General features: G+C 41.0%; 18 protein-coding genes and 1 riboswitch. Of the genes, 15 read left to right on the top strand and 3 right to left on the bottom strand.

What is annotated here, in order from left to right:
* Positions 1-24 precede the first annotated feature (24 nt).
* From NPE20_RS02865 to NPE20_RS02830, 8 genes are all read left to right on the top strand, one after another.
* Entirely contained in the window at positions 25-2,391 is a 2,367-nt protein-coding gene (locus NPE20_RS02865) for an ABC transporter permease (protein WP_256537090.1), read from the top strand.
* 91 nt (positions 2,392-2,482) lie between these two features.
* Entirely contained in the window at positions 2,483-4,957 is a 2,475-nt protein-coding gene (locus NPE20_RS02860; protein ID WP_256537089.1) for an ABC transporter permease, read from the top strand.
* A 154-nt stretch (positions 4,958-5,111) separates the two neighbouring features.
* A complete protein-coding gene (locus tag NPE20_RS02855) occupies positions 5,112-7,475 on the top strand; it encodes an ABC transporter permease (protein ID WP_256537088.1) in 2,364 nt (787 codons plus the stop codon).
* 156 nt (positions 7,476-7,631) lie between these two features.
* The gene (locus NPE20_RS02850) at positions 7,632-8,333 is read left to right on the top strand and encodes a CoA transferase subunit A (RefSeq protein ID WP_256537087.1); all 702 of its coding nucleotides are present in this window, start codon (positions 7,632-7,634) and stop codon (positions 8,331-8,333) included.
* Positions 8,334-8,446: 113 nt separating this feature from the next.
* Positions 8,447-9,103, top strand: a complete 657-nt coding sequence (locus tag NPE20_RS02845) for a 3-oxoacid CoA-transferase subunit B (RefSeq protein WP_256537086.1) — start codon at positions 8,447-8,449, stop codon at positions 9,101-9,103.
* 92 nt (positions 9,104-9,195) lie between these two features.
* Positions 9,196-9,846, top strand: a complete 651-nt coding sequence (gene rpe / locus NPE20_RS02840; RefSeq protein WP_256537085.1) for a ribulose-phosphate 3-epimerase — start codon at positions 9,196-9,198, stop codon at positions 9,844-9,846.
* A gap of 197 nt (positions 9,847-10,043) precedes the next feature.
* A complete protein-coding gene (gene serC, locus NPE20_RS02835) occupies positions 10,044-11,111 on the top strand; it encodes a 3-phosphoserine/phosphohydroxythreonine transaminase (protein WP_256537084.1) in 1,068 nt (355 codons plus the stop codon).
* A 91-nt stretch (positions 11,112-11,202) separates the two neighbouring features.
* Positions 11,203-12,156: a D-2-hydroxyacid dehydrogenase gene (locus NPE20_RS02830; protein ID WP_256537083.1), complete on the top strand. Its 954-nt coding sequence runs from the start codon at positions 11,203-11,205 to the stop codon at positions 12,154-12,156.
* 131 nt (positions 12,157-12,287) lie between these two features.
* Here the strand turns inward: NPE20_RS02830 and NPE20_RS02825 are convergent, their stop codons facing one another.
* Positions 12,288-13,541, bottom strand: coding sequence for a TraB/GumN family protein (locus tag NPE20_RS02825; protein WP_256537082.1), 1,254 nt, complete (start codon positions 13,539-13,541; stop codon positions 12,288-12,290).
* A gap of 84 nt (positions 13,542-13,625) precedes the next feature.
* Between NPE20_RS02825 and NPE20_RS02820 the strand changes: the two genes are divergently transcribed.
* Positions 13,626-14,159 carry a DinB family protein gene (locus tag NPE20_RS02820; protein ID WP_256537081.1) on the top strand — a complete coding sequence of 178 codons (534 nt, stop codon included), beginning with the start codon at positions 13,626-13,628 and terminating at the stop codon, positions 14,157-14,159.
* Here NPE20_RS02820 and NPE20_RS02815 read toward each other — a convergent pair.
* Entirely contained in the window at positions 14,156-14,656 is a 501-nt protein-coding gene (locus NPE20_RS02815) for a hypothetical protein (RefSeq protein WP_256537080.1), read from the bottom strand. The two genes, NPE20_RS02820 and NPE20_RS02815, sit on opposite strands and share 4 nt — an antisense overlap.
* Before the next feature lie 482 nt (positions 14,657-15,138).
* On the opposite strand from NPE20_RS02815, the gene thrS reads away from it, so the two are divergent.
* The 5 genes from thrS to NPE20_RS02790 all read left to right on the top strand — a co-directional run bounded on the left by thrS (position 15,139) and on the right by NPE20_RS02790 (position 18,889).
* Entirely contained in the window at positions 15,139-17,064 is a 1,926-nt protein-coding gene (gene thrS, locus NPE20_RS02810) for a threonine--tRNA ligase (RefSeq protein WP_256537079.1), read from the top strand.
* Position 17,065: 1 nt separating this feature from the next.
* A complete protein-coding gene (infC, locus tag NPE20_RS02805; RefSeq protein WP_134337813.1) occupies positions 17,066-17,632 on the top strand; it encodes a translation initiation factor IF-3 in 567 nt (188 codons plus the stop codon).
* Between the two features lie 149 nt (positions 17,633-17,781).
* A complete protein-coding gene (gene rpmI, locus NPE20_RS02800) occupies positions 17,782-17,982 on the top strand; it encodes a 50S ribosomal protein L35 (RefSeq protein WP_256537078.1) in 201 nt (66 codons plus the stop codon).
* Positions 17,983-18,058: 76 nt separating this feature from the next.
* Positions 18,059-18,403 (top strand): 50S ribosomal protein L20, encoded by a 345-nt coding sequence (gene rplT / locus NPE20_RS02795; protein WP_067059791.1) that lies wholly within the window; start codon positions 18,059-18,061, stop codon positions 18,401-18,403.
* A 99-nt stretch (positions 18,404-18,502) separates the two neighbouring features.
* Entirely contained in the window at positions 18,503-18,889 is a 387-nt protein-coding gene (locus NPE20_RS02790) for a hypothetical protein (RefSeq protein WP_256537077.1), read from the top strand.
* A 300-nt stretch (positions 18,890-19,189) separates the two neighbouring features.
* Here NPE20_RS02790 and NPE20_RS02785 read toward each other — a convergent pair whose 3' ends face one another.
* Entirely contained in the window at positions 19,190-20,035 is an 846-nt protein-coding gene (locus NPE20_RS02785) for an SRPBCC family protein (RefSeq protein WP_256537076.1), read from the bottom strand.
* 110 nt (positions 20,036-20,145) lie between these two features.
* Positions 20,146-20,344: riboswitch (cobalamin riboswitch) on the top strand.
* A gap of 250 nt (positions 20,345-20,594) precedes the next feature.
* Between NPE20_RS02785 and NPE20_RS02780 the strand changes: the two genes are divergently transcribed.
* Entirely contained in the window at positions 20,595-22,520 is a 1,926-nt protein-coding gene (locus NPE20_RS02780; RefSeq protein ID WP_256537075.1) for a TonB-dependent receptor plug domain-containing protein, read from the top strand.
* The last annotated feature ends 28 nt before the right edge of the window (positions 22,521-22,548 follow it).

Below are 22,548 nucleotides of genomic sequence, written 5' to 3'. Positions count from 1 at the left end.
AGGTATGACAGGAGATTTGAATGTATGATAAAAAACTATTTTAAAATTGCCTGGCGTAATTTGGCCAAGCACAAGCTTTTCAGTTTTATAAACGTAGGCGGCCTGGCGGTAGGTATGGCCGTTAGCTTTATGCTGTTGTTATATGTTTACAACGAATTTACCTATGATAACAATCACACAAATATTGACAGGATCTACCAGGTTTGGTGTAATCAAAAATCGGATGGTAATATTAATACAGGTAACAGTACGCCGGTACAGGTTGCCGCGGTTTTAAAAAAGGATTTCCCCGAGATTGAAAAAACAGCTCGTGCCAATGGTGGGAGTGATAACCTTGTAAATTATAAGGATAAGTCGCTTAATGTGTCAATGCTATCTGCCGACCCGGGTATACTGGACATATTCTCCTACACGTTTATAAAAGGCGACAAAAAAACAGTTTTTAAAGACCTGGCATCGGTTATAGTTACAGAATCGGGCGCTAAGGCCATATTTGGTGATGAAGACCCTATGGGTAAAACCTTTAAGCTAAATAATAAACGCCTGGTAACCGTTACAGGCGTTATTAAGGATATGCCCGAAAACTCTACCATTAAGTTTAAAATAATGGGGCAGTGGGCCATGGTTGAAGCTGATCAGCCATGGGTAAAAAACTCTGGTTGGGGGAATTATGCCTTTAAAAATTATGCCTTGGTAAAGGAAGGAGCCAATATTAAGGAGCTAAACGCCAAAGTGCAAAATATTATACCCCGATATGATCCCGAGAGTAAAGACAATAAATTGTTCCTGTTCCCTTATAAACGCATACATCTTTACAGCCAGTTCAAAAACGGGGTAAACACAGGCGGCGCTATCGAATACGTTCGTTTGTTTATGTTTTTAGCCATAGGCATTTTGCTGATAGCCTGCATCAATTTCATGAACCTGTCTACAGCGCGATCTGAAAGCCGCGCCCGCGAAGTTGGGGTGCGTAAGGTTGTAGGGGCCGGGCGTTTTTCTATCATCCAGCAGTTTATGGGCGAATCGTTATTTATGGCGATTATATCCTTTTTGTTATCCCTGGTAATAACTACGCTGCTGCTGTCAAACTTTAACAGTATCATTCATAAAAACCTGGTTATCCCTTATAACCAACCTTATTTTTGGGTGGTAAGTTTGGGTATAACCGTGCTTACCGGTATCATAGCGGGTAGTTACCCGGCACTGTACCTGTCATCATTTAAACCGGTTAAGGTTTTAAAAGGGGTGTTTAAAACCGGCTCATCAACGCTTCGGCCAAGGCAGGTGCTTGTTATTGTGCAGTTTGTGTTTGCAACCTGCCTTATCCTGTCAACCATATTGATATACAAACAGCTTAATTACATTAAAAACAGGCCTTTAGGATACGATAAGAACGGACTGGTAGAAATTTCGCAGGATGGTAAAATATACGATCAGTTTGAGAATTTCCGGAGGGATGCCATTGCTACCGGGGCAGTTATAGAAGGCTCTGCCACCTCAAATACCATTGCCAATGCCGATGGTGCATCGTGGGGGGTATTATGGCCCGGCCAACTGCCCGGCGAGGATAAGATACCAATTGACCAGATGGTTACCACTTACCACTTTACCAGCACATTTGGTGTTAAGATGGCAGAGGGTCGCGATTTTGACCCGGGCCGCCCGTCAGATTCTACAGCTGTTATGCTGAACCAATCGGCGGTTAAATTAATGCGCCTGAAAAACCCACTTGGGCAGATCATTACCTGGCAGGGGCAAAAGCGTACCGTAGTAGGTGTAATAAAAGACTTTTATTGGGGTGCCCCCGGCGAGCCTGTAAAACCGGTAATAGTGGGTTATATGAAATACTGGGCCGGTACTGCCACCATGCGCTTAAATCCCGCGCTGTCTGTATCAAACGCGATGACCAAGTTAGAATCGGTTTACAAACAATACAACCCCGAATACCCGTTCGAATACAAGTTTGTTGACGAGCTTTTCAATAATAAGTTCCGTACTGAACAGCTATTGGGCACGCTTGCAAATTCGTTTACGATACTGGCCATTGTGATATCCTGCCTGGGCTTATTCGGACTGGCATCATTCAGTGCCGAGCAGCGCCGTAAAGAGATAGGGATCCGTAAGGTATTGGGTGCCTCAACAAGAGCCCTGTGGTATAACCTGTCAAAAGAGTTTATACAACTGGTGTTAATAGCGTTTTTTATCGGCGCGGCGCTCAGCTGGTATTTTATGAGCGAATGGCTGAAAAACTATACCTATCATACCGATATAAGTGTATGGGTTTTTGCCGCAACCATATTTATAAGTTTACTGGTAACTTTAAGTACGGTAAGCTGGCAGGCCATAAAGGCCGCGTTGGCAAATCCGGTGAAGAGCTTGAAGAGTGAGTAAGGAATAGAGTCAAGAAGTAAGAATCAAGATATAAGAATCAGGATAATAGGGAAGTGTGAGATAGATAAACACAACATTAAATCAACAGTGTATGATCAAAAATTATTTTAAAATCGCATTTCGGGGTTTTCGTAAGCACAAGCTTTTTACCCTGATCAACATTGTTGGTTTATCAATTGGCATTAGTGCCGCGTTGGTAATTTATCTCATCGTCCACTTTGATTTTACGTTTGATAAATTTCATAAAGACAGCGACCGCATCTATCGTGTAACAACCGATTATTCGTTTGCCGGCGAGGTTGGTCATAACAGCGGGGTAACTATGGCCCTGCCCGCTGCGGCAAGAACAGAGGCTACCGGAATTGATATAGTTGCACCTTTTTATATTTACGGAGAAACAACCGTTTTGATCCCTAACGGTACGGCTGCCGATAACAAAATTAAAAAGCAGGAGGGGGTAATATTTACCGATGAGCAGTATTTTAACCTGATCAACTATAAGTGGATCAGCGGATCGGCAAAAACATCTTTGAAAGCACCTAACCAGGTGGTACTTACATCTACCCAGGCCAAAATCTATTTCCCCAAATTAAATTATGAGGATATGATAGGCAAGCAAGTGATATATGACGACTCGGTTAAAACCACGGTTAGCGGGATTGTTGAGCCTTTAAAGGAGAGAACGGACTTTGCTTACCATGATTTTATATCGTACATAAGCGGGAGTACCGATAGCTACCTGAAAAATAATTTCGAGTTGTCGCAATGGGGAAATACTAACTCTGCATCACAGCTATTTATAAAGCTTTCGCCCAAAGCCTCTGCCGCGCAGGTTGAAAAGCAATTGAATGTGATGTTAAAAAAACATGACCCGCCAAAGCCCGAAAATAAGGGAAATACGCAGGGTTTTCATTTGCAGCCGCTTGAGAGTATCCACTTTGACCAGGTTTACGGCGGCATGGATGGTGTTAGAACGGCCAATAAAACCACCTTATACGGCCTGTTAATTATTGCCGCGTTCCTGTTGATATTGGGATGTATCAACTTTATTAATCTTACAACCGCGCAGGCATCGCAACGCGCCAAAGAAATTGGTATCCGTAAAACAATGGGAAGCACCCGTGGGCAGCTTATCATGCAATTTTTAAGCGAAACCTTCCTTATTACCCTTTTCGCGGTTATTGTATCTGTAGCCTTAGCCCCGGTTATATTAAAACTTTTTTCCAGTTTTATACCCGAAGGTGTTAAAGTAAACTATCTGCAACAGCCAGATCTGTTTATATTCCTGTTCATACTGGTTGCAGTAGTAAGCGTATTATCCGGTTTTTATCCGGCGCTTATGCTATCGGGCTATAAGCCGGCGCAGGTACTTAAAAATCAGGTGCAAAGTGGTGGTAGTAAATCTCGCAGTGCATGGTTGCGTAAATCGTTAACGGTAACCCAGTTTGTTATAGCCCAGTTTTTTATAATGGCAACTATACTGGTAAGCAAGCAAATATATTACGCGTTGCATAAAGATCTGGGCTTTAAAAAAGATGCCATAGTAAATATATCAACCCCATTTAAACAAATAAATACCAACAAACAGCAGGTGTTTATGAATAAGTTAAGCGCCATCCCTCAAATTGAAATGATAAGCGTTGGCGGTGCCCCGCCATCATCTGGTAATACAAACAGCACAATGGTTACTTATAACGATGGTAAAAAGGAAGTTAAAACCGACCTGCAACAAAAATTTGCCGATGAAAACTACCTGAAAGTTTACCAGATAAAACTGCTGGCCGGGCGTAATTTAAAATCAACAGATACCGTAGGCGGCGGTGGTGTAGTTATCAATAATACTTATGCTAAAATTTTAGGCTTCCGTAGCCCTGATGATGCCATCGGGAAAGTGCTTGATTACAATGAAAAGAAAAGGGAAATTATAGGGGTTACTGCAGATTTTTACCAAAAATCGTTACACTCAGCTATTAAACCTTTGGCTATTTTAATACCTGTAAAAAATAAATGGAACAACCGCACTTTCCACATTGCCCTAAAAGCGCAAACCGCGGGTGGCGATGAGTGGAAAAAAGCTATTGCCGGTGTAGAGAAAGCCTGGAAAGCCATTTATCCTGAAGATGATTTTGAATATAATTTTTATGATGAAAACATTGCCAAGTTTTACACTGCCGAGCAAAATACATCAAAGCTGCTAACATGGGCAACGGGCTTGTCTATCTTTATCAGTTGCCTTGGATTATTGGGCCTGGCTATTTATACCACTACGCAACGCACCAAAGAAATTGGCGTGCGTAAGGTATTAGGGGCATCTGTAGCGCAAATAGTCACCCTGTTATCAACCGAACTAATATGGCTGATTGTACTGGCCTTTGTACTGGTAACACCCCTTGCATACTGGGCAATGCACAAGTGGATGGAAAACTTTGCCGATCGTACCACCATAAGCTGGTGGATCTTCGCCCTGAGTGGGTCCGGTATGCTCCTGGCAGCCCTTGTTACCCTAAGTTTCCAAACCGTAAAGGCGGCAGTTGCCAACCCGGTTAGAAGTTTAAGAAGCGAGTAAAAGAGAATCAAGAGGAAAGACACAAGAATCAAGATTTATAAAGCGATGGGTTTAACTCATCGCTTTTTTGTTTAGTTAATAGATGTTAAAAATTGTAATTTAACATCTATAGTGCTGATATTGTAGTATTAAACAAATAAGCGATGCCTAAATCATGATAAAAAACTACTTCAAAATAGCATGGAGAAACCTTACTAGAAACAAGATCTCGTCCCTGATAAACATTGGCGGGTTAGCTATCGGTATGGCGGTAAGTTTCATGCTTCTCCTTTATGTTTACAACGAGTATATTTTTGATAAATTCCACACAAATGGCGACCGCTTATACCAAGTGTTTAAAAATCAGCCAACTTATGGCGGGATACGCACCAAATGGTTTACACCGCAGTTGCTTGCCGGTGCATTAAAGAAAGATATCCCTGAGATAGCCAATGCCGCCCGCATAAACGAGCCGAAAGATGTGGTGATATTTTACAAAGACAAAGGGCTGAAATTTAATACTGTGGCTGTTGACCCTGATATATTAAACATGTTCAGCTTTAACTTTGTACAGGGCAACAAGGGCAGCGCTTTGTCCGATCCATCTTCCATCATATTTACAGAATCGACTGCTAAAGCAATTTTTGGCAATATAAACCCGGTAGGCCAGGTTATAAAATTTGGTAATCAGTTCCCGATGAAGGTTGGCGCGGTTATAAAGGATAACCCAAATTCCAGTTTTAACTTTAAGGTCATCATTTCGTGGGAAGCATTTTTGTCACAGCAACCCTGGTTAAAGGGCGAAAACTGGGACAACTATTCATATGCCACCTACGTGCTTTTAAAGCCCGGTACATCAAGCAACACTGTTAATGTAAAGATAAAGAACCTTATAGGTGAACATTTTGCGCCTGATAAAGAAGTTAAATTATTTATTTACCCTTTTACTGATCTGCATTTACGCGGCGATTTTAAAAACGGTGTTAATGCGGGCGGGCGGATTGATTATGTGCGCCTGTTCCTCTTTATGGCTATCGGTATATTGGTTATCGCCTGTATAAATTTCATGAACTTATCTACCGCCCGGTCAGAACGTCGCGCCAGGGAGGTGGGTATCCGCAAAGCTATTGGTGCCCGCCGCATCACATTGATAAAACAATTCATGGGCGAATCGCTGCTGATGGCTTTGGTGGCGTTAATGCTATCATTAGTATTGATTATTACACTGTTGCCTGTATTTGGAAACATTATTGGCATTCAGTTAAACATTCCTTACAGCAACATATGGGTATGGTTAATAACATTTATAATAACGGTCATTACGGGCTTGTTCGCGGGTAGTTACCCGGCGTTGTTTATGTCGTCCTTTAATCCTGTTAAAGTTTTAAAAGGGCAATTTGTTAATACAAGATCAACTATCAGGCCTCGCCAGGTTTTGGTTGTTATACAATTTACCTTTGCTATTTGCCTGGTTATATCAAGCATTTTTGTTTATAAGCAGATCAATTATATCAAAGACCTCCCCATTGGGTATAACCGTAGCGGGCTTATTGAACTACCGATAGACGGCGCTATGTATGATAAGTTTGAAAGCTTCAGGCAGGATGCTATCAGCGCGGGTGCAATTACAGATGGCGCCATTATATCCGAGCCCATAACCACCATAACCGGCGCTACATGGAAAAATAAATGGCCGGGCCAGTTACCCGGTGAAGATAAGTTGCCTATAGATTGTATAGCGGCTACCTATCATATGTTTGATACCTATCAGATAAAGATAATACAAGGCCGCGATTTTGCCAAAGATCGACCTTCAGATTCAACAGCAGTTGTTTTAAACGAGGCTGCCGTAAAACTAATGCGTTTGAAAGACCCTATCGGACAAAAAATTGCGTGGATGAATGCCGAGCGCACAATTATTGGCGTGGTAAAGGATTTTGTATGGGGATCGCCGTATGAAGCGGTTAAACCCACTATAATAGGGTTTTCAAAAGATTGGATAGGTAATATAGGCCTGCGGCTTAATCCGGCAAATTCCATATCAAAAAACATCGGGCTTTTGCAGGAGATCTACAAAAGATATAACCCATATTATCCCTTTGATTATAAATTTACTGACGAAAGTTTCAGCAACAAGTTTAAAGCCGAACAGCAACTTGGCACAATGGCTGTAATGTTCACCTTTTTAGCTATTATTATATCCTGTCTCGGTCTGTTTGGCTTAGCTTCATTCTCAGCCGAGCGGCGTGGAAAAGAGATAAGTATCCGTAAAATATTGGGTGCAGGCACCGCCGGGCTCTGGTTAAAGCTATCGCAGGAATTTCTTAAACTGGTATTTGTATCATTTGTAATAGGGGCAGCTATAAGCTGGTATAATATAAACCAATGGCTTAACACGTATACCTATCACACAACGTTTAGTGTTTGGGTGTTTGTGGCAACATTGTTTTTAAGTATTATTTTATGTTTGATAGCCGTTAGTTGGCAGGCCATAAAAGCAGCCTGGGTAAACCCCATAAAAAGTTTAAGAAGCGAGTAAGGAGCGACGCTCAAGAGTTTTTATTAAATTAATAAGGGCGAAACAAACGGAACAAGATCCGATAAATAGGGAATAAAAAAATATTATGCATGCATAGTATTTTTACTGGGAAGCTTCATCCAAAATGCCTAATTTTACCGCAACCAATTATATAACATGAATAAAGTTGTGAGCGGTGCCGACGAGGCCATACGCGATATAGAAGACGGCATGACCCTCATGCTTGGCGGGTTTGGCATGTGCGGCCTCCCCGAAAAAAGCATTTTAGCCCTTGTTAAAAAAGGGGTGAAGGACCTGACCTGTATATCTAACAATGCCGGGGTAGATGACTTTGGCATTGGGCTGTTACTGCACCAGCACCAGGTTAAAAAAATGATCTCCTCATACGTTGGCGAAAACGCCGAGTTTGAGCGCCAACTGCTTAGCGGTGAACTGGAAGTGGAGCTGATACCGCAAGGTACGCTGGCTACCCGCTGCATGGCTGCTGGTTATGGTATGCCCGCTATATTTACCCCGGCCGGTATAGGTACTGAGGTGGCTGAAGGGAAGGAAGTCCGCAATTTTAATGGTAAAGATTACTTGATGGAGATGGCTTTTGATGCCGATTTCGCCATTGTAAAAGCTTGGAAAGGGGATAGGCTGGGTAACCTTGTCTATCGTTCCACCGCGCGAAACTTTAACCCGGTTATGGCCATGGCCGGTAAGGTAACCATCGCCGAGGTAGAAGAGCTGGTAGAACCCGGAGAACTTGACCCGGACAACATCCATACCCCCGGCATTTACGTGCACCGCATTTTTCAGGGCGAGAATTACGAGAAAAGGATAGAACAGAGAACGGTTAGGAAGAGAGATAATTAATCACGATAAACCCACGCGTCATTGCGAGGAACGAAGCAATCTCCCGATAGACTATCGGCTATGCAAAGTTCTGAGATTGCTTCGTTCCTCGCAATGACGGTTAAGTAGAATATATGTTAGACAAACAAGGCATCGCAAAGCGAATAGCTAAAGAAATAAAAGACGGTTACTACGTTAACCTGGGTATTGGGATTCCAACACTGGTAGCCAATTATATCCCGGATGATGTGGATGTTATCCTGCAATCAGAGAATGGTTTGCTTGGTATGGGCCCTTTCCCGTTCGAAGGTGAAGAGGATGCCGATACCATAAATGCAGGTAAACAAACCATTACCAAATTAGCCGGTTCCGCGATATTTGATTCGGCCATGAGTTTTGGTATGATCCGTGCCAAAAAGGTTAACCTAACCATTTTAGGCGCCATGGAAGTATCCGAAAACGGCGACATAGCCAACTGGAAAATCCCCGGTAAAATGGTAAAAGGTATGGGCGGCGCTATGGACTTGGTAGCATCCGCAGAAAACATTATCGTGGCCATGCAGCACGTTAATAAAGCCGGCGAATCAAAGCTATTGCCAAAATGTACATTGCCATTAACCGGTATTAATTGCGTTAAAAAAATAGTGACCGAGCTGGCTGTACTTGATGTATTGCCCGAAGGTGGTTTCAGGCTATTGGAACGTGCACCGGGGGTAAGCGTGGAGGAAATTAAGAATGCTACCGCAGGTAAGTTGATCATTGAAGGCGAGATCCCGGAGATGGTGATATAAGGAGTTTGCAGTCGGCAGTTTGCAAAAAAAAATGCCAACTGCCAACTATCAACTGCTAACTGCATTAAACAAATTCCCCTATATTTACCGTCATGAACCATTTGATAGCCCCATCTATATTAGCTGCCGATTTTGCCAACTTGCAACGCGATATTGAAATGATCAATAACAGCGAGGCAGATTGGTTTCATGTGGATGTGATGGATGGCATGTTTGTACCTAATATCTCATTTGGTTTCCCCATAGTAAAGGCTACAAAACAACATGCCACCAAACCACTGGATGTGCACCTGATGATTGTTGATCCCGACCGCTATCTGAAAGACTTTGCAGAAGCCGGCGCGGATAGCATTACCGTGCATTTCGAGGCTTGCCCGCATTTGCACCGTACGGTACAGGTAATAAAGCAATTAGGCTGCAGGGCAGGGGTAGCTATTAACCCCGCTACGCCTACCGCAATGTTAAAAGATATTATTGCCGATTTGGATATGGTGCTGGTAATGTCTGTTAACCCCGGTTTTGGCGGACAAAAATTTATTGAACATACCTACACTAAAATAGCCGAGGTTAAAGCCATGAGCGCTAACTCCAATCCAAACCTATATATTGAGGTTGATGGCGGAGTAAGCAATCAGAATATAGCAAAGCTTATAGAAGCTGGTGCCAATGTTTTTGTAGCGGGCAATTCAGTATTCTCGGCAACAGATCAAATTGCAGAAATCGCGCAACTAAAGCGATCGTGATTATCAGTTTGATAATTTTAAGTCTTTATAAAAGCCTTGTAATGGTATAAATGCAAATGAAGGGCCTTTTCTTTGTTAAATTCTATCTGTTTATAAAATTGTAAAAAATAGTCTATAAACTTTGTCGAATTTATTAACTTCGGCCTTTCTTAATAAAAAGTTGATAATTAGTTATTAGTCAAATATAGTTCAACATTATGAAACATAATTTCGGTGCCGGCCCCGGCATATTACCTCACGAAGTTTTAAAACAGGCTGCTGCTGCAGTAATTGATTTTAACGGAACCGGTCTTTCCCTGCTGGAAATTTCACACCGTTCATCGGAATTTGAAGCAGTATTAGATGAAGCCGTAAAACTTGTGAAAGAACTTTTCAGCGTTCCTGAAGGTTATTCTGTTTTGTTTTTACAAGGTGGTGCAAGCACACAGTTTGCATTAGCGCCTTATAACCTTTTACCGGACGGGGGCAAAGCTGCTTACCTGGAAACAGGTGTTTGGGCAAACAAAGCCATAAAAGAAGCTAAGTTTTTTGGTGATGTAGAGATTGTTGCCACATCAAAAGAAAGCAACTTTACTTATATCCCTAAAGATTATACCGTACCTGCTGATGCGGCGTATTTCCACATTACATCAAACAATACCATTTACGGTACGCAATTACAGGAGTTCCCTAAATCGCCAATACCGGTGGTTTGCGATATGTCGTCAGATATATTTAGCCGCACAGTAAACGTAGCCGATTTTGGTTTGATCTATGCCGGCGCTCAGAAAAACATGGGCCCTGCAGGTGTTACCCTGGTAATTGTTAAAGATGACCTGTTAGGTAAAACAGGCCGTAAAATACCGGCTATGTTTAACTACCAGGTACAAATTGAGGGCGGATCTATGTACAATACGCCTCCTTGTTTTGCTATCTACGTATCTATGCTTACCCTTAAATGGTTAAAAGCAAAAGGCGGCGTTCCGGCTATCGAGGCAGAGAATAACGAAAAAGCAAAAGTGCTTTACGAGGAAATTGACCGTAACCCATTATTTAAAGCCGTTGCCGCACCTGAAGACCGTTCACGCATGAATGTTTGCTTTGTTGCTGAAAACCCGGAACTGGAAAAACCATTCCTGAAACTATGCGACGAAAAAGGCATAGTTGGCTTAAAAGGCCACAGAAGTGTTGGCGGTTTCCGTGCTTCTATATACAATGCATTGCCAATAACCAGCGTTTATGTGCTGATTGATGCCATGCGCGAGTTTGCTGAGAAAAATAAATAGGTTAGTTTATTGGTTCACTGGTTCTTTGTTTATTAGTAACAAAGCAGACCAATGAACTAATGAGCAAATGAACTAATGAATATATAAAATCATGATCAAAATATTAGCTAACGATGGTATCGATCCAATTGGTAAAAAAATGTTGGAAGATGCCGGGTTCTTTGTAGAAACCAATAACATCCCACAGGATGAATTGCCTGTACGTTTACAGGAATTTGATGCTATAACTGTACGTAGTGCTACTAAAGTGCGCGCTGCTTTAATTGATGCCTGCCCAAATCTTAAGCTTATTGGCCGCGGTGGTGTAGGTGTTGATAATATTGATGTTGACTATGCCAAAGCAAAAGGCATAGGCGTATACAATACACCTGCTTCTTCATCACTATCTGTTGCCGAACTGGTTTTCGCGCAACTTTTTACCGGTGTGCGTTTCCTGCATGATAGTAACCGCAAAATGCCGGTTGAAGGTGGTACCAAATTTAACGATCTGAAAAAGGCTTATGCCAAAGGTGTTGAGCTGCGTGGCAAAACATTGGGTATTGTTGGCTTTGGCCGTATTGGCCGCGAGGTTGCCAAAATTGCGATAGGTGTTGGGATGGATGTAATTGCTTACGATCTGTTCGAGTTTAACCCCGAAGTTGAGGTTGTTTTAGGTACAGGTGGTACAAAAGTTAATGTAACTGTTAAAAAAGCAACGCTTAACGAGATCATTAAAACTGCTGATTTTATAACCTTGCACACACCATTTATTGACAAAGCCTTAATTGGTGCTGAAGAATTAGCGCAAATGAAAAAAGGTGTTCAACTAATCAATATTTCACGCGGTGGATTAATTGACGAACTGGCATTAATAGATGCATTAAATAGCGGCCAGGTATCATACGCTGCATTAGACGTATTTGATAACGAGCCAACCCCTCGTCAGGAGATCTTATCTCATCCAAAAATTTCATTAACCCCGCACATTGGCGCCGCCACAAACGAAGCCCAGGAGCGTATAGGTGTTGAACTGGCCAGCTTAATTATAGGTCATTTTAGCAAATAATTTAATATTACTTCATGAAAAAACGCCCCTTGTGAATAGCAGGGGCGTTTTTAGTTAGAAAATGTCATTGCTTTGTTCCTCGAAATGACGGTGTTGTGAGTGGAAATCCCATGCTAAATCTTAAAATCCGCTTAATCCCGGTCCATGTCACCAGTGAGCGGTTCAGTAGCAGGGGAGTTGTTTATTAATATCAGCAATTGGAACATTTCATCCACATTGGCGTATTGGTCTTTATCCATTAAAAAGCTTTTCTGGCCTGTAAAAGGTGTGCCTTTGGCGGTGAGGTTAAACAATACTCCTTTAGCACTTCTGCCAAATGGTGTAAGCAGTTCGCCATCCGTAAAACTTCCTGTAAAATAATCGTATGTATTGGCTACCTGCTTATAACGATTACCGGTTTTTGTTGTATCGCTGCTTCGCTTTGGCATCATAATAAAACCATCGTTGTAAACCATTAGTGCCGAGCAAATCCCTTTAACAAGACCCGAACGTTTAAGTAATGCAGCAAACCGAATATCGTTTGGCTGATCGGTTTGTTTAACATGAAAGCCACCGAAAAGCCCCACAAGTTTTTCATTCTCCAAATGATAACGCTGTTTGTAGATGTTGAAATTCTCTAACATTACACTATCGCGGCGGGTATCTGCAGCCTTTTTAAGGGCTATGTTCAGCATTTCGTAAGTATTACGCATCAGGAAGTCGGCATCGTTAAATTGGCTGCCTAAGGCTTTCTTATAAGTATCAATATCGGCTTTGTATATTGGGTATATCTTCACTATTTCGGCAGCAATTTCTTTCCCTACGCCTTTTTCACTATCAATTTTATTAATAGCTAAACCCACATATGTGTTTGCATTAGCTCCGCTAAACAGTTTGGCCTGCAAATATTTGATGGCTTTGCGGTAACCATGCTCAATATCAACCGGCAGTATTACCATTTTCTTGCCTTCGGGCAATGTTTTGTTTAACCGGTATAGTTTCTGAAAAAGCTGGTGTACGCTTTTGTTGTAATAGTAAGTGCCATTATATTTTTCAAAACCAGCGATATATGCCGAGTCATTGCCGGTTTTTAAGTAATCATTCAACAATATTCCATCAAGATAACCAAGCTCCATAAACAGGTATTTTACACCAGCTTTTTTTTGCAGATAGGCCACCAGGTCATACTGCATATCGTAAGAATAAGCTATGCCATGGCCTTCGCCGATCATGAATAATTGATTCTTTAATACTTCGGGAGTAAATACCTGTTCCATGTTCTTGAAACCATCATTCCAGGTTGCCGAGTTTTTGATTAGGTAATCGACTTTTGCTTTATCAGTTTGAGCAAAACAGATAGATATGTACAATAAAAAAGTGAAAACAAGTATCAGTTTGATTTTCATTTAATTGATATTTTTATGCAAGACTATAAACGGCTGTAAAACGTTGCATCACTATAATTATTTATTACAAATAAAGGTATTACTATGAGAATAATTCATCCACCCAAACCCGGCGATTATCCGCCATATGCTATAATGTATATGAAGTTGATACCAACAGATGGCTTGATATTAAAGTATCTGCAGAATAACTTTTATAGGGTGAAAGAGCTGATTTATTCCCTGCCCGAAACTACCTTGCTACGCCGTTATGCACCGGGCAAATGGAGTATTAAAGAAGTACTGGTGCACATTATTGATGACGAACGCATATTTGCCTACCGCGCGCTACGCTTTGCCCGTAACGAGCAGCAAAATTTAATTGGCTTTGATCAGGATAGCTACGCCAAATACTCGGATGCCGATAACCGCGACCTGGATAACATATTTGAAGAGTACGAAGCCGTGAGGCGCTCAACTATAGCCTTATTTAATGGCCTGCCCGAGGAATCTTTTGACAGGATGGGGCATGGTACTGGCACGGCTAATGATGCTACCGTAAGGGCATTGGCTTACCATATTGCCGGGCATGAAATGCATCATTATAATTTGATAAGGGCTAAGTATTTGACTATTTAATGTAAAATTGTAAAGCTTACTTTGTTAGATAAGCTTCCATTAGACTTAATTATTAGATTATATTTCCCTGGTAACAACCGGTTAAATCGCTTATAATTAAACACCAATATATCTTTCAAATAGTAAGTTTGAGATACCGACTCTAATGGAAACATTGTATACTGTGTCTTTTCTGATTCTTCGTTTGTCGGTATATGTGAAGATAACATATCAAGATTAGATACTTCTGTTACTGATGTTTCATGTTCATCAGTAACATGTGCTGATGTATTTATAGGACGATAATGATTTGATTTATCGTACTGGATATATAATACCCTATTTAATACGTTGGAAATAGTGACATGGATTTTAATACTATCACTTGTTTCAAATGTGGGTTTAATCAGTTTGATGTTTACGTGAAGATTTGTGTTGCTCTGTGCTTTGTTAACCTTAACCTGCGATAAGCGTTGTGCTTGTGCATATTGAAAAAAAAGACTTAAAACTAAGAGCATTGAAAAGTAATATATCGACCTCATTTTATGTGCGAAATTTAACAGCTATGAAAATACTTAAAAAACCGATGGCTTTATATTATTTTCGCACTACAACCGGCTTTCTGCGTTAGGAATTGCAGCGGATACCGGCCTTGTGGCTAATGCCTGTGTAGTATGAGCGGAAAGCCCGGCCGAAGGCAACGCCCGGATATGAATTGTCATGGTGAGCTTGTCGAACCATTAGCAAATTGTATAGGTCTTCGACAAGCTCAGACTGACAAAGTTCGCCGTAGAGACGCGGTACTTCGCGTCTCCCATATGCAAATCCTGCACAATTCAATAAGACGCGAAGTATCGCGTCTCTACATCATTATTGCGTATTTTAATATTTACTTTCCTTGTATAAATAAAATCCTATTTTTGCGATAAGTTCAAATCACGTTAGTATGTGATTCGTTTTATAATTCATTATTTTATTAAAATTTAAATCATAGTTGTAGATGATTAGTATTACACTTCCTGATGGTTCCGTTCGTGAATACGACAAAGGGATCACTTCCATGCAGATAGCGTTGTCTATCTCTGAAGGTTTAGCACGTAACGTATTAGCTGCCGAAGTAAACGGCGAGGTTTGGGATGCAAGCCGCCCCATTGAAGAAGATTCGAGCGTTAAATTATTAACCTGGAACGATGCAAAGGGCAAATCAACCTATTGGCATTCATCCGCCCACTTATTGGCCGAAGCTTTAGAGGCTTTATACCCGGGTACCAAATTTGGTATAGGCCCGGCTATTGAAACAGGCTTTTATTATGATGTTGACTTTGGTGACCGCGAGTTCTCGTCTGACGAGTTCAAGAAAATTGAAGACAAGGTTATCGAGCTGGCAAAAACCAAAAACGAATACATTCGCAAACCGGTTAGCAAAGCCGATGCTATTGCATATTTTACCGAAAAAGGGGATGAGTATAAACTCGACCTTTTGAAGGACCTGCCAGATGGCGGTATTACTTTTTACACACAAGGTAACTTTACCGACCTTTGCCGTGGCCCGCATATCCCTAATACAGGCGCTATAAAGGCTGTAAAGCTAATGAGCGTTGCCGGTGCATACTGGCGTGGTGACGAGAGCCGCAAACAGCTTACACGTATCTATGGCGTTACCTTCCCTAAGGCAAGCGAGCTTACTGATTACCTGCACCTGATAGAGGAAGCAAAAAAACGTGATCACCGTAAATTGGGCAAAGAGCTGGAACTGTTTGCATTTTCTGAAAAAGTGGGAGCGGGTTTACCATTGTGGTTACCCAAAGGTACTGCCTTACGCGAACGTTTGACTAATTTTTTACAGAAAGCACAGGTGAAATCTGGCTACGAGCAGGTTATTACGCCGCACATTGGCCATAAAAACCTGTATGTAACATCAGGCCATTATGAAAAATATGGTGCCGATTCGTTTCAGCCGATAAAAACCCCACAGGAGGGAGAGGAGTTTTTCTTAAAACCGATGAACTGCCCGCACCACTGCGAGATCTATAAAACTAAACCACGCTCTTACAAGGATCTTCCGGTTCGTTTGGCAGAGTTTGGCACTGTTTACCGTTACGAGCAAAGCGGCGAGCTGCATGGCTTAACCCGTGTACGTGGCTTTACTCAGGATGACGCGCACTTATTCTGTCGCCCCGATCAGGTTAAAGAGGAATTTAAGAAAGTTATTGACCTGGTGCTTTACGTATTCGGTGCTTTAGGTTTTGACGATTATACTGCACAGGTTTCCCTGCGCGACCCTAATAACAAAACCAAGTACATTGGTACCGACGAGAATTGGGCATTAGCCGAATCTGCTATTATTGAAGCTGCCGAAGAAAAAGGCTTGCGCACTGTTGTAGAATACGGCGAAGCGGCTTTCTATGGCCCTAAGCTTGATTTTATGGTGAAGGATGCTTTAGGTCGTAAATGGCAGTTGGGTACTATTCAGGTAGATTATAATTTACCGGAACGTTTTGAGCTGGAATATACTGGTAGCGATAACCAGAAACATCGCCCCGTGATGATACACAGGGCACCGTTTGGTTCATTGGAGCGTTTTGTGGCCGTATTAATAGAGCATTGTGCCGGTAATTTCCCGCTGTGGCTGTCTCCCGAACAATTTATTATCCTGCCTATATCCGAAAAGTATGAAGAATATGCAAAAAAACTTTCAGATGAGTTAAAAGATTCCGATATTTGCGGGCTGATTGACTTTAGAGACGAGAAAATCGGGCGTAAAATACGCGACGCTGAAGTTAAAAAGATCCCTTATATGCTTATAGTGGGCGAAAAAGAGGCAACCGAAGGGTTAGTATCTGTTCGTAAACATGGTACAGGCGATTTGGGAAGTATGAGCATTGAAGATTTTAAACAACAAATAATTAAAGAAATAACAGTATAACTTGGCTTTAAACAAACCTTTCAACAGAGGACCAAGGCTTCCATTTAAGAAAAAAGAAGCCGAACATAATATCAATCAGTTCATAAGGGCACAGGAAGTGCGCCTTGTAGGTGATAACGTTGAGCAAGGCATATTCTCGTTAAGAGATGCTTTGGCCATCGCACAGGAACAAGAACTTGACCTGGTTGAGATATCTCCAAACGCTGTACCTCCCGTTTGTAAAGTAACCGATTATAACAAATTCGTTTACGAACAAAAGAAGAAGCTTAAAGAGATTAAGAGCAATGCCAAGCAAACCGTAATTAAAGAGATCCGTTTCGGACCGAATACCGATGATCATGACTTTGAATTTAAATTAAAGCATGCGCAAAAGTTTTTGGAAGCCGGCGAAAAAGTAAGGGCTTACGTACACTTTAAAGGCCGTGCAATTGTATACAAAGAACAAGGCGAGATATTATTGCTGCGTTTTGCACAGGCGCTTGAAGATTTAGGTAAAGTAGAGCAATTACCAAAGCTGGAAGGTAAACGTATGTTTTTAACGGTTGCTTCAAAGGCACAGAAAAAGTAAGATTTGAGACGTTAGATTTGAGATTTGAGACATTCTCTAACTTAGATCTTTGAAATATTAAATTGCAATCACAAGAAATGAGGTGTGCTATTGAGAAGTTTTCTCATATCTCACATCTCAAATCTTATATCTAAATAAATAATAGAGTTATGCCAAAAATGAAAACCAATTCCAGTGCAAAAAAGCGTTTTAAGCTTACTGGAACCGGTAAAATTGCCAGAAAAAACGCATTCAAAAGCCACATCTTAACCAAGATGTCGACTAAACGCAAGCGTAACCTTAGTCATACCAGCTTAGTATCTGCTGCAGACATGGGCAACGTAAAACGTATGCTTTGCATAGGCAAGTAATTAAACAAATTTTTTAACCAGGTATTAGAGTACAGAAGCTTCCGAAAGGAACACTCACTACCAAAAACAACACAAAATGCCACGTTCAGTTAACGCAGTCGCGTCGAGAAGACGCCGGAAAAGGATCATGAACCTCGCCAAAGGTTATTGGGGTTCAAGAAGCAAGGTTTATACCGTTGCAAAAAACACAGTAGAAAAAGGTTTACAGTACGCGTATCGTGACCGTAAAACCAAGAAAAGAGAATTCAGAGCATTATGGATACAACGTATCAATGCTGGTGCACGCCAACACGGCATCTCTTACTCTCAATTAATAGGTAAGTTAGCCGCTAAAGAAATTGGTTTAAACCGTAAGGTATTAGCTGATTTAGCGATGAACCACCCTGATGCTTTCAAAGCTATCATTGATGCTGTAAAATAATTAGAGCATACTTTATAAGAAAAGGCCTTCTGTTTAATCAGAAGGCCTTTTTTGTTTTAAAAGTTTTTGCTAAGTATATTGTATCACAATTTTGAACCCATGAAACCTGTAAGGATCATTATACTACTCATCATAACCCTTTGTGCTAACCGCCAATTTACACAGGCGCAAACAACCCTTGATAAAAAGCCGTCGACCATTATTGTTACTTACGGGTATATTGGTTGCCCGTGCGCGGAATGGATCATTAATAACCGCTATGCCAAAACGATAAATAGGGAGCACATTTACCTGGAGCCGGCAAACAACAAATTAGTTGATGCTGATTCGCTGGTAGATGGTAGTCACATTGTGAGGATCAAAATAACCGGGCGTTTTTATAAAGGAAAAGGTTACCCCAAAAATTATCACCCGGGAAAAGGTAATCCGGACCCGGCAAGGGTTTTCAGATATGATAAGATCCGGGATATTAGCCCGGCACATTAAACAACAGGCCCCGAATTTCGGGGCCTGTTTGTTATGTTATAAAATCCTCGGGGCCTATTTAGGGCGAAATAAATACTATTTTTTACGAAACCGTGCAATGTAGCCGCCTATATTATAGTGCATTTTGCCTGTGCTTAGTTTGGATTTAATGGTGACGTTATATTGTCAGTACCTGTTTTTATAAGCTTCTTATTGTCAGTTATTTATGTGTTCACGATGGTGTTCACGGCCATGAACGTGAACACTTCTCACGCCATTTACAAAAAAAGGTTCAACAAGCTCACAATAACGGATGGTTTTTTACATAACTGCATTCTCCGAACCTGGCTTCTGCTCCTCATCAACAGGCTCAATATGTGAACGGAAGCGGGGCGCATCTTCAATAATGGTTTGTTCAATCACAATTGCAACGGGTTCGTCCGGTGCAGTTGGTTCGCCGCCGTCAATATCCATATATTGCTTAAAGTTGCGAACATCATTATCAACCATGTTTTTAAATACCGGGTTTAATATATGGGCAATGCCGCCGCCAAAACCACCTGCAGGCGGGCGGTAGGAGATAACCACATCTACCAAAGTGCCATTACCATCAGTGCTATCCTGAAAGCGTACCTTACCTGCATTGTCGATCAGCGAATCGGGAAGCGAGCTCCAGCCAATGCTGTAACCCGGCTCATCGCTAACAATCTCGGCATCCCAGCTTACTTTGGCTACACCGGTTGGCAATTTTAAAACCCAATGAGAGCGTTTATCATCTATTAGTTCTACACTTTCCAAGTGTTTCATAAACAAAGGCAGGTTATCCAGCTTACGCCAAAAATCATAGACTTCCTGTCGCGGCTTATCTATCAGATATGATGAACGTATGTTCACATTTATAGGCTCGGTAGTATTTCGGCCCATTCGCGAGTATAGTTCGCAATGCCCGGTAATGCCGCGATTTAAAAGATATCCGCCCGCGCCAAGCTTTATAATGCTCGAAAAGGGGCTTTTAAATAAACCTTTAAATCCGGATAAGGCCAGTTTAGCACCGGCTGCTATAGAAACAGTGCGCTCCGCAGATGATAAATTATTACTTAATGAACCTTTCTCTGCCTGCGAAGCAGAGGTTTCTCTCCATCTATTTTCTAATGTTGCTGTTGCCATGGTTGTATGTTATGTATCTATTAAACACCTTAATAAACAGCGGGTTTTCTTTTATTGAAATTAATTTAACCATGGGCCATATTTACCTTTTGCAGTTAGCAATTCTAATGCTACATTTGCAGCGCTTTAGGTTTCTGCCGGGAATGTTTCCCGATGGAATTAAAAGGGAATATGGTGTAAATCCATAACTGTCCCGCAGCTGTAAGCTCCGTTAACTAATGTCCAATCAACAGTCACTGCCCGTATTTGGGTGGGAAGGCCGGGCAAAGGGGAGTAAGTCAGAATACCTGCCTCAGCACTATATTATTCATAGCTTTCGGGGATTGAAGCTTGGGTGTAAATGCTCTTCATTGCAGTGTATTTCCATTCCTGTGTATATCTTTTTGTTATGAAAATGTTTACAAGCATTTATTAATATAAATTTATATACCAAACATGAAAAAAAAGTTAGTCCCGCTTCTTTTAGCATCCACATCAATTTTTAAACGCTTATTGCCGGTCCTGATGTGCAATATCTGTAACTGCAATTTTTAATTTATTTCACTTTTAAACTCTCACAATGAATAAGAATTCTACATACATTATTATAATTTTATTTTTGATTTCGCTGCAAGCTTACAGTCAGGACTCCGTTCGAGTCCTAAATGATGTAGTGGTAACTGCAACACGATCGCCCAAAAAACTTAATGAGATCGGACGGGTAGTGACGATCATCTCTGCCGAGCAGATCAATCGCTCACAGGGGAAAACCTTGCCTCAGTTATTAAATACCATACCCGGAATTACATTCTCTGGCGCGCAAAATGCCCCTGGTATTAGTACCTCTGTATTTTTGCAGGGTGCTTCAAATGGCAATACGCTAATATTGATTGACGGGTTCCCTGTTAATAATGCATCATCAATTGATGGAAGTTATGATCTTAACGCATTCCCAATGGATCAAATAGAGCGTATAGAAATATTAAAGGGAAGCGGTTCTACACTATATGGGTCTGATGCAGTGGCCGGAGTAATAAACATTATAACCAAACATTCGCAGCAAAATGGGTTAAAGGCAAACGTGCAATTAACCAGCGGTAGCTATAATACTTTTAAAGAATCTGTAGGGATAAATGGAAAAATCAATAAAACAGGTTTAGCTATAAACCTTTCTAATACCGATTCCAGAGGTTTTGCTGCCGCTACAGATACACTGAATACAGGCCAATTTAAAAAAGATGGCTTTCATCAGCGTTCTGCCAGTATAAACATTGATCAGCAGATATCAGAAGGTTTTTCATTAACAGGAAACTTACAAGCCACTTATAATAAAGGTAATTTACCCTACGGTACATTTACCGACGATAAAAATTACGATTATAATAATACGTTTTTATTTGGTGGTTTAGGTGCTAAGGTTAAATTACCAAAAGGACTTTTAAATTTCAACGTTACCCAAAATACGGTTAAGAATAACTTTAAGAATTTACCACCGGATAACAGTGGGACGCATCAGGAAACTAAGAATACCGGGCGTATAACAAATGCCGAGGCGGTGCTGAATTATAACCTGGGTAAATACTTTGATATTACCAGCGGGGCTGGGTACAAATACAGCAATACCAGCCAGTACAGCCTGTTTGAACAGCCTGGTTATAACCCGGGGCCAAGTATAATAAATAAGGATACAGCTAATAATAGTATTGCGAGTGTTTATACATCTCTATTTTTTAAATCGGGCATATTTCATATGGAGTTAGGTGGCCGTTATAATAATCATAGTTTATTTGGCGACAAATTCACCTATACTGTTAATCCATCATTATTGCTGGCAGATCAGTTTAAGATTTTTGGTACAATAGCATCTGCGTTTAAGGCGCCTACGTTATATCAATTATCATCACAATATGGTAATTCAAACTTAAAGCCCGAGTCTACCAATTCATACGAGGCAGGTTTTGATTGGGAGATAATTAAAAATACAGTATCCCTTAGTACTTCATTTTATAAAAGGAATGTTAAGGATGTAATTTATTTTGCAGACCTATCAGCTCCTCCTTTTGGTGTTTATAAAAATGGCGCCTTCCAAAAAGATAAAGGTTTTGAGAGTGAGTTGAAATATACCGATAAAAAGTTTTCTGCGGCTGCCTGGTATGCTTATGTAACCGGCAAGCAAACAGACCAAACAGGTAAACAAACTGCTAATTTATACCGCAGACCCAAAAACACATTCGGAGCAAATGTTAACTATCAGGTTCTAAATGATGTTTCAGTAGGTGTAAATTATAAATATACCGGGGATAGGAGCGAGCAAACATTCGACAATGCCATTTTTACTGTGTTAAAACATTATAATTTGGTCGACTTCCATATCCAGGCAAACGCTACTAAAAAGCTTAGTGTTTTTGGTGACCTGAATAATTTGCTTGATGAGAAGTATATTGATTGGTTAGGATATAACACCCGGGGAATCAACTTTACACTTGGTGCAAAATATCAGTTTTAAATAGCATTTTATATTACAGTGTATTATC

Source organism: Mucilaginibacter aquariorum (assembly GCF_024498135.1).
Taxonomy (GTDB): domain Bacteria; phylum Bacteroidota; class Bacteroidia; order Sphingobacteriales; family Sphingobacteriaceae; genus Mucilaginibacter; species Mucilaginibacter aquariorum.
The sequence above is the reverse complement of the archived record's forward strand: the minus strand, read 5'-3'. Positions and strand labels throughout refer to the sequence as shown.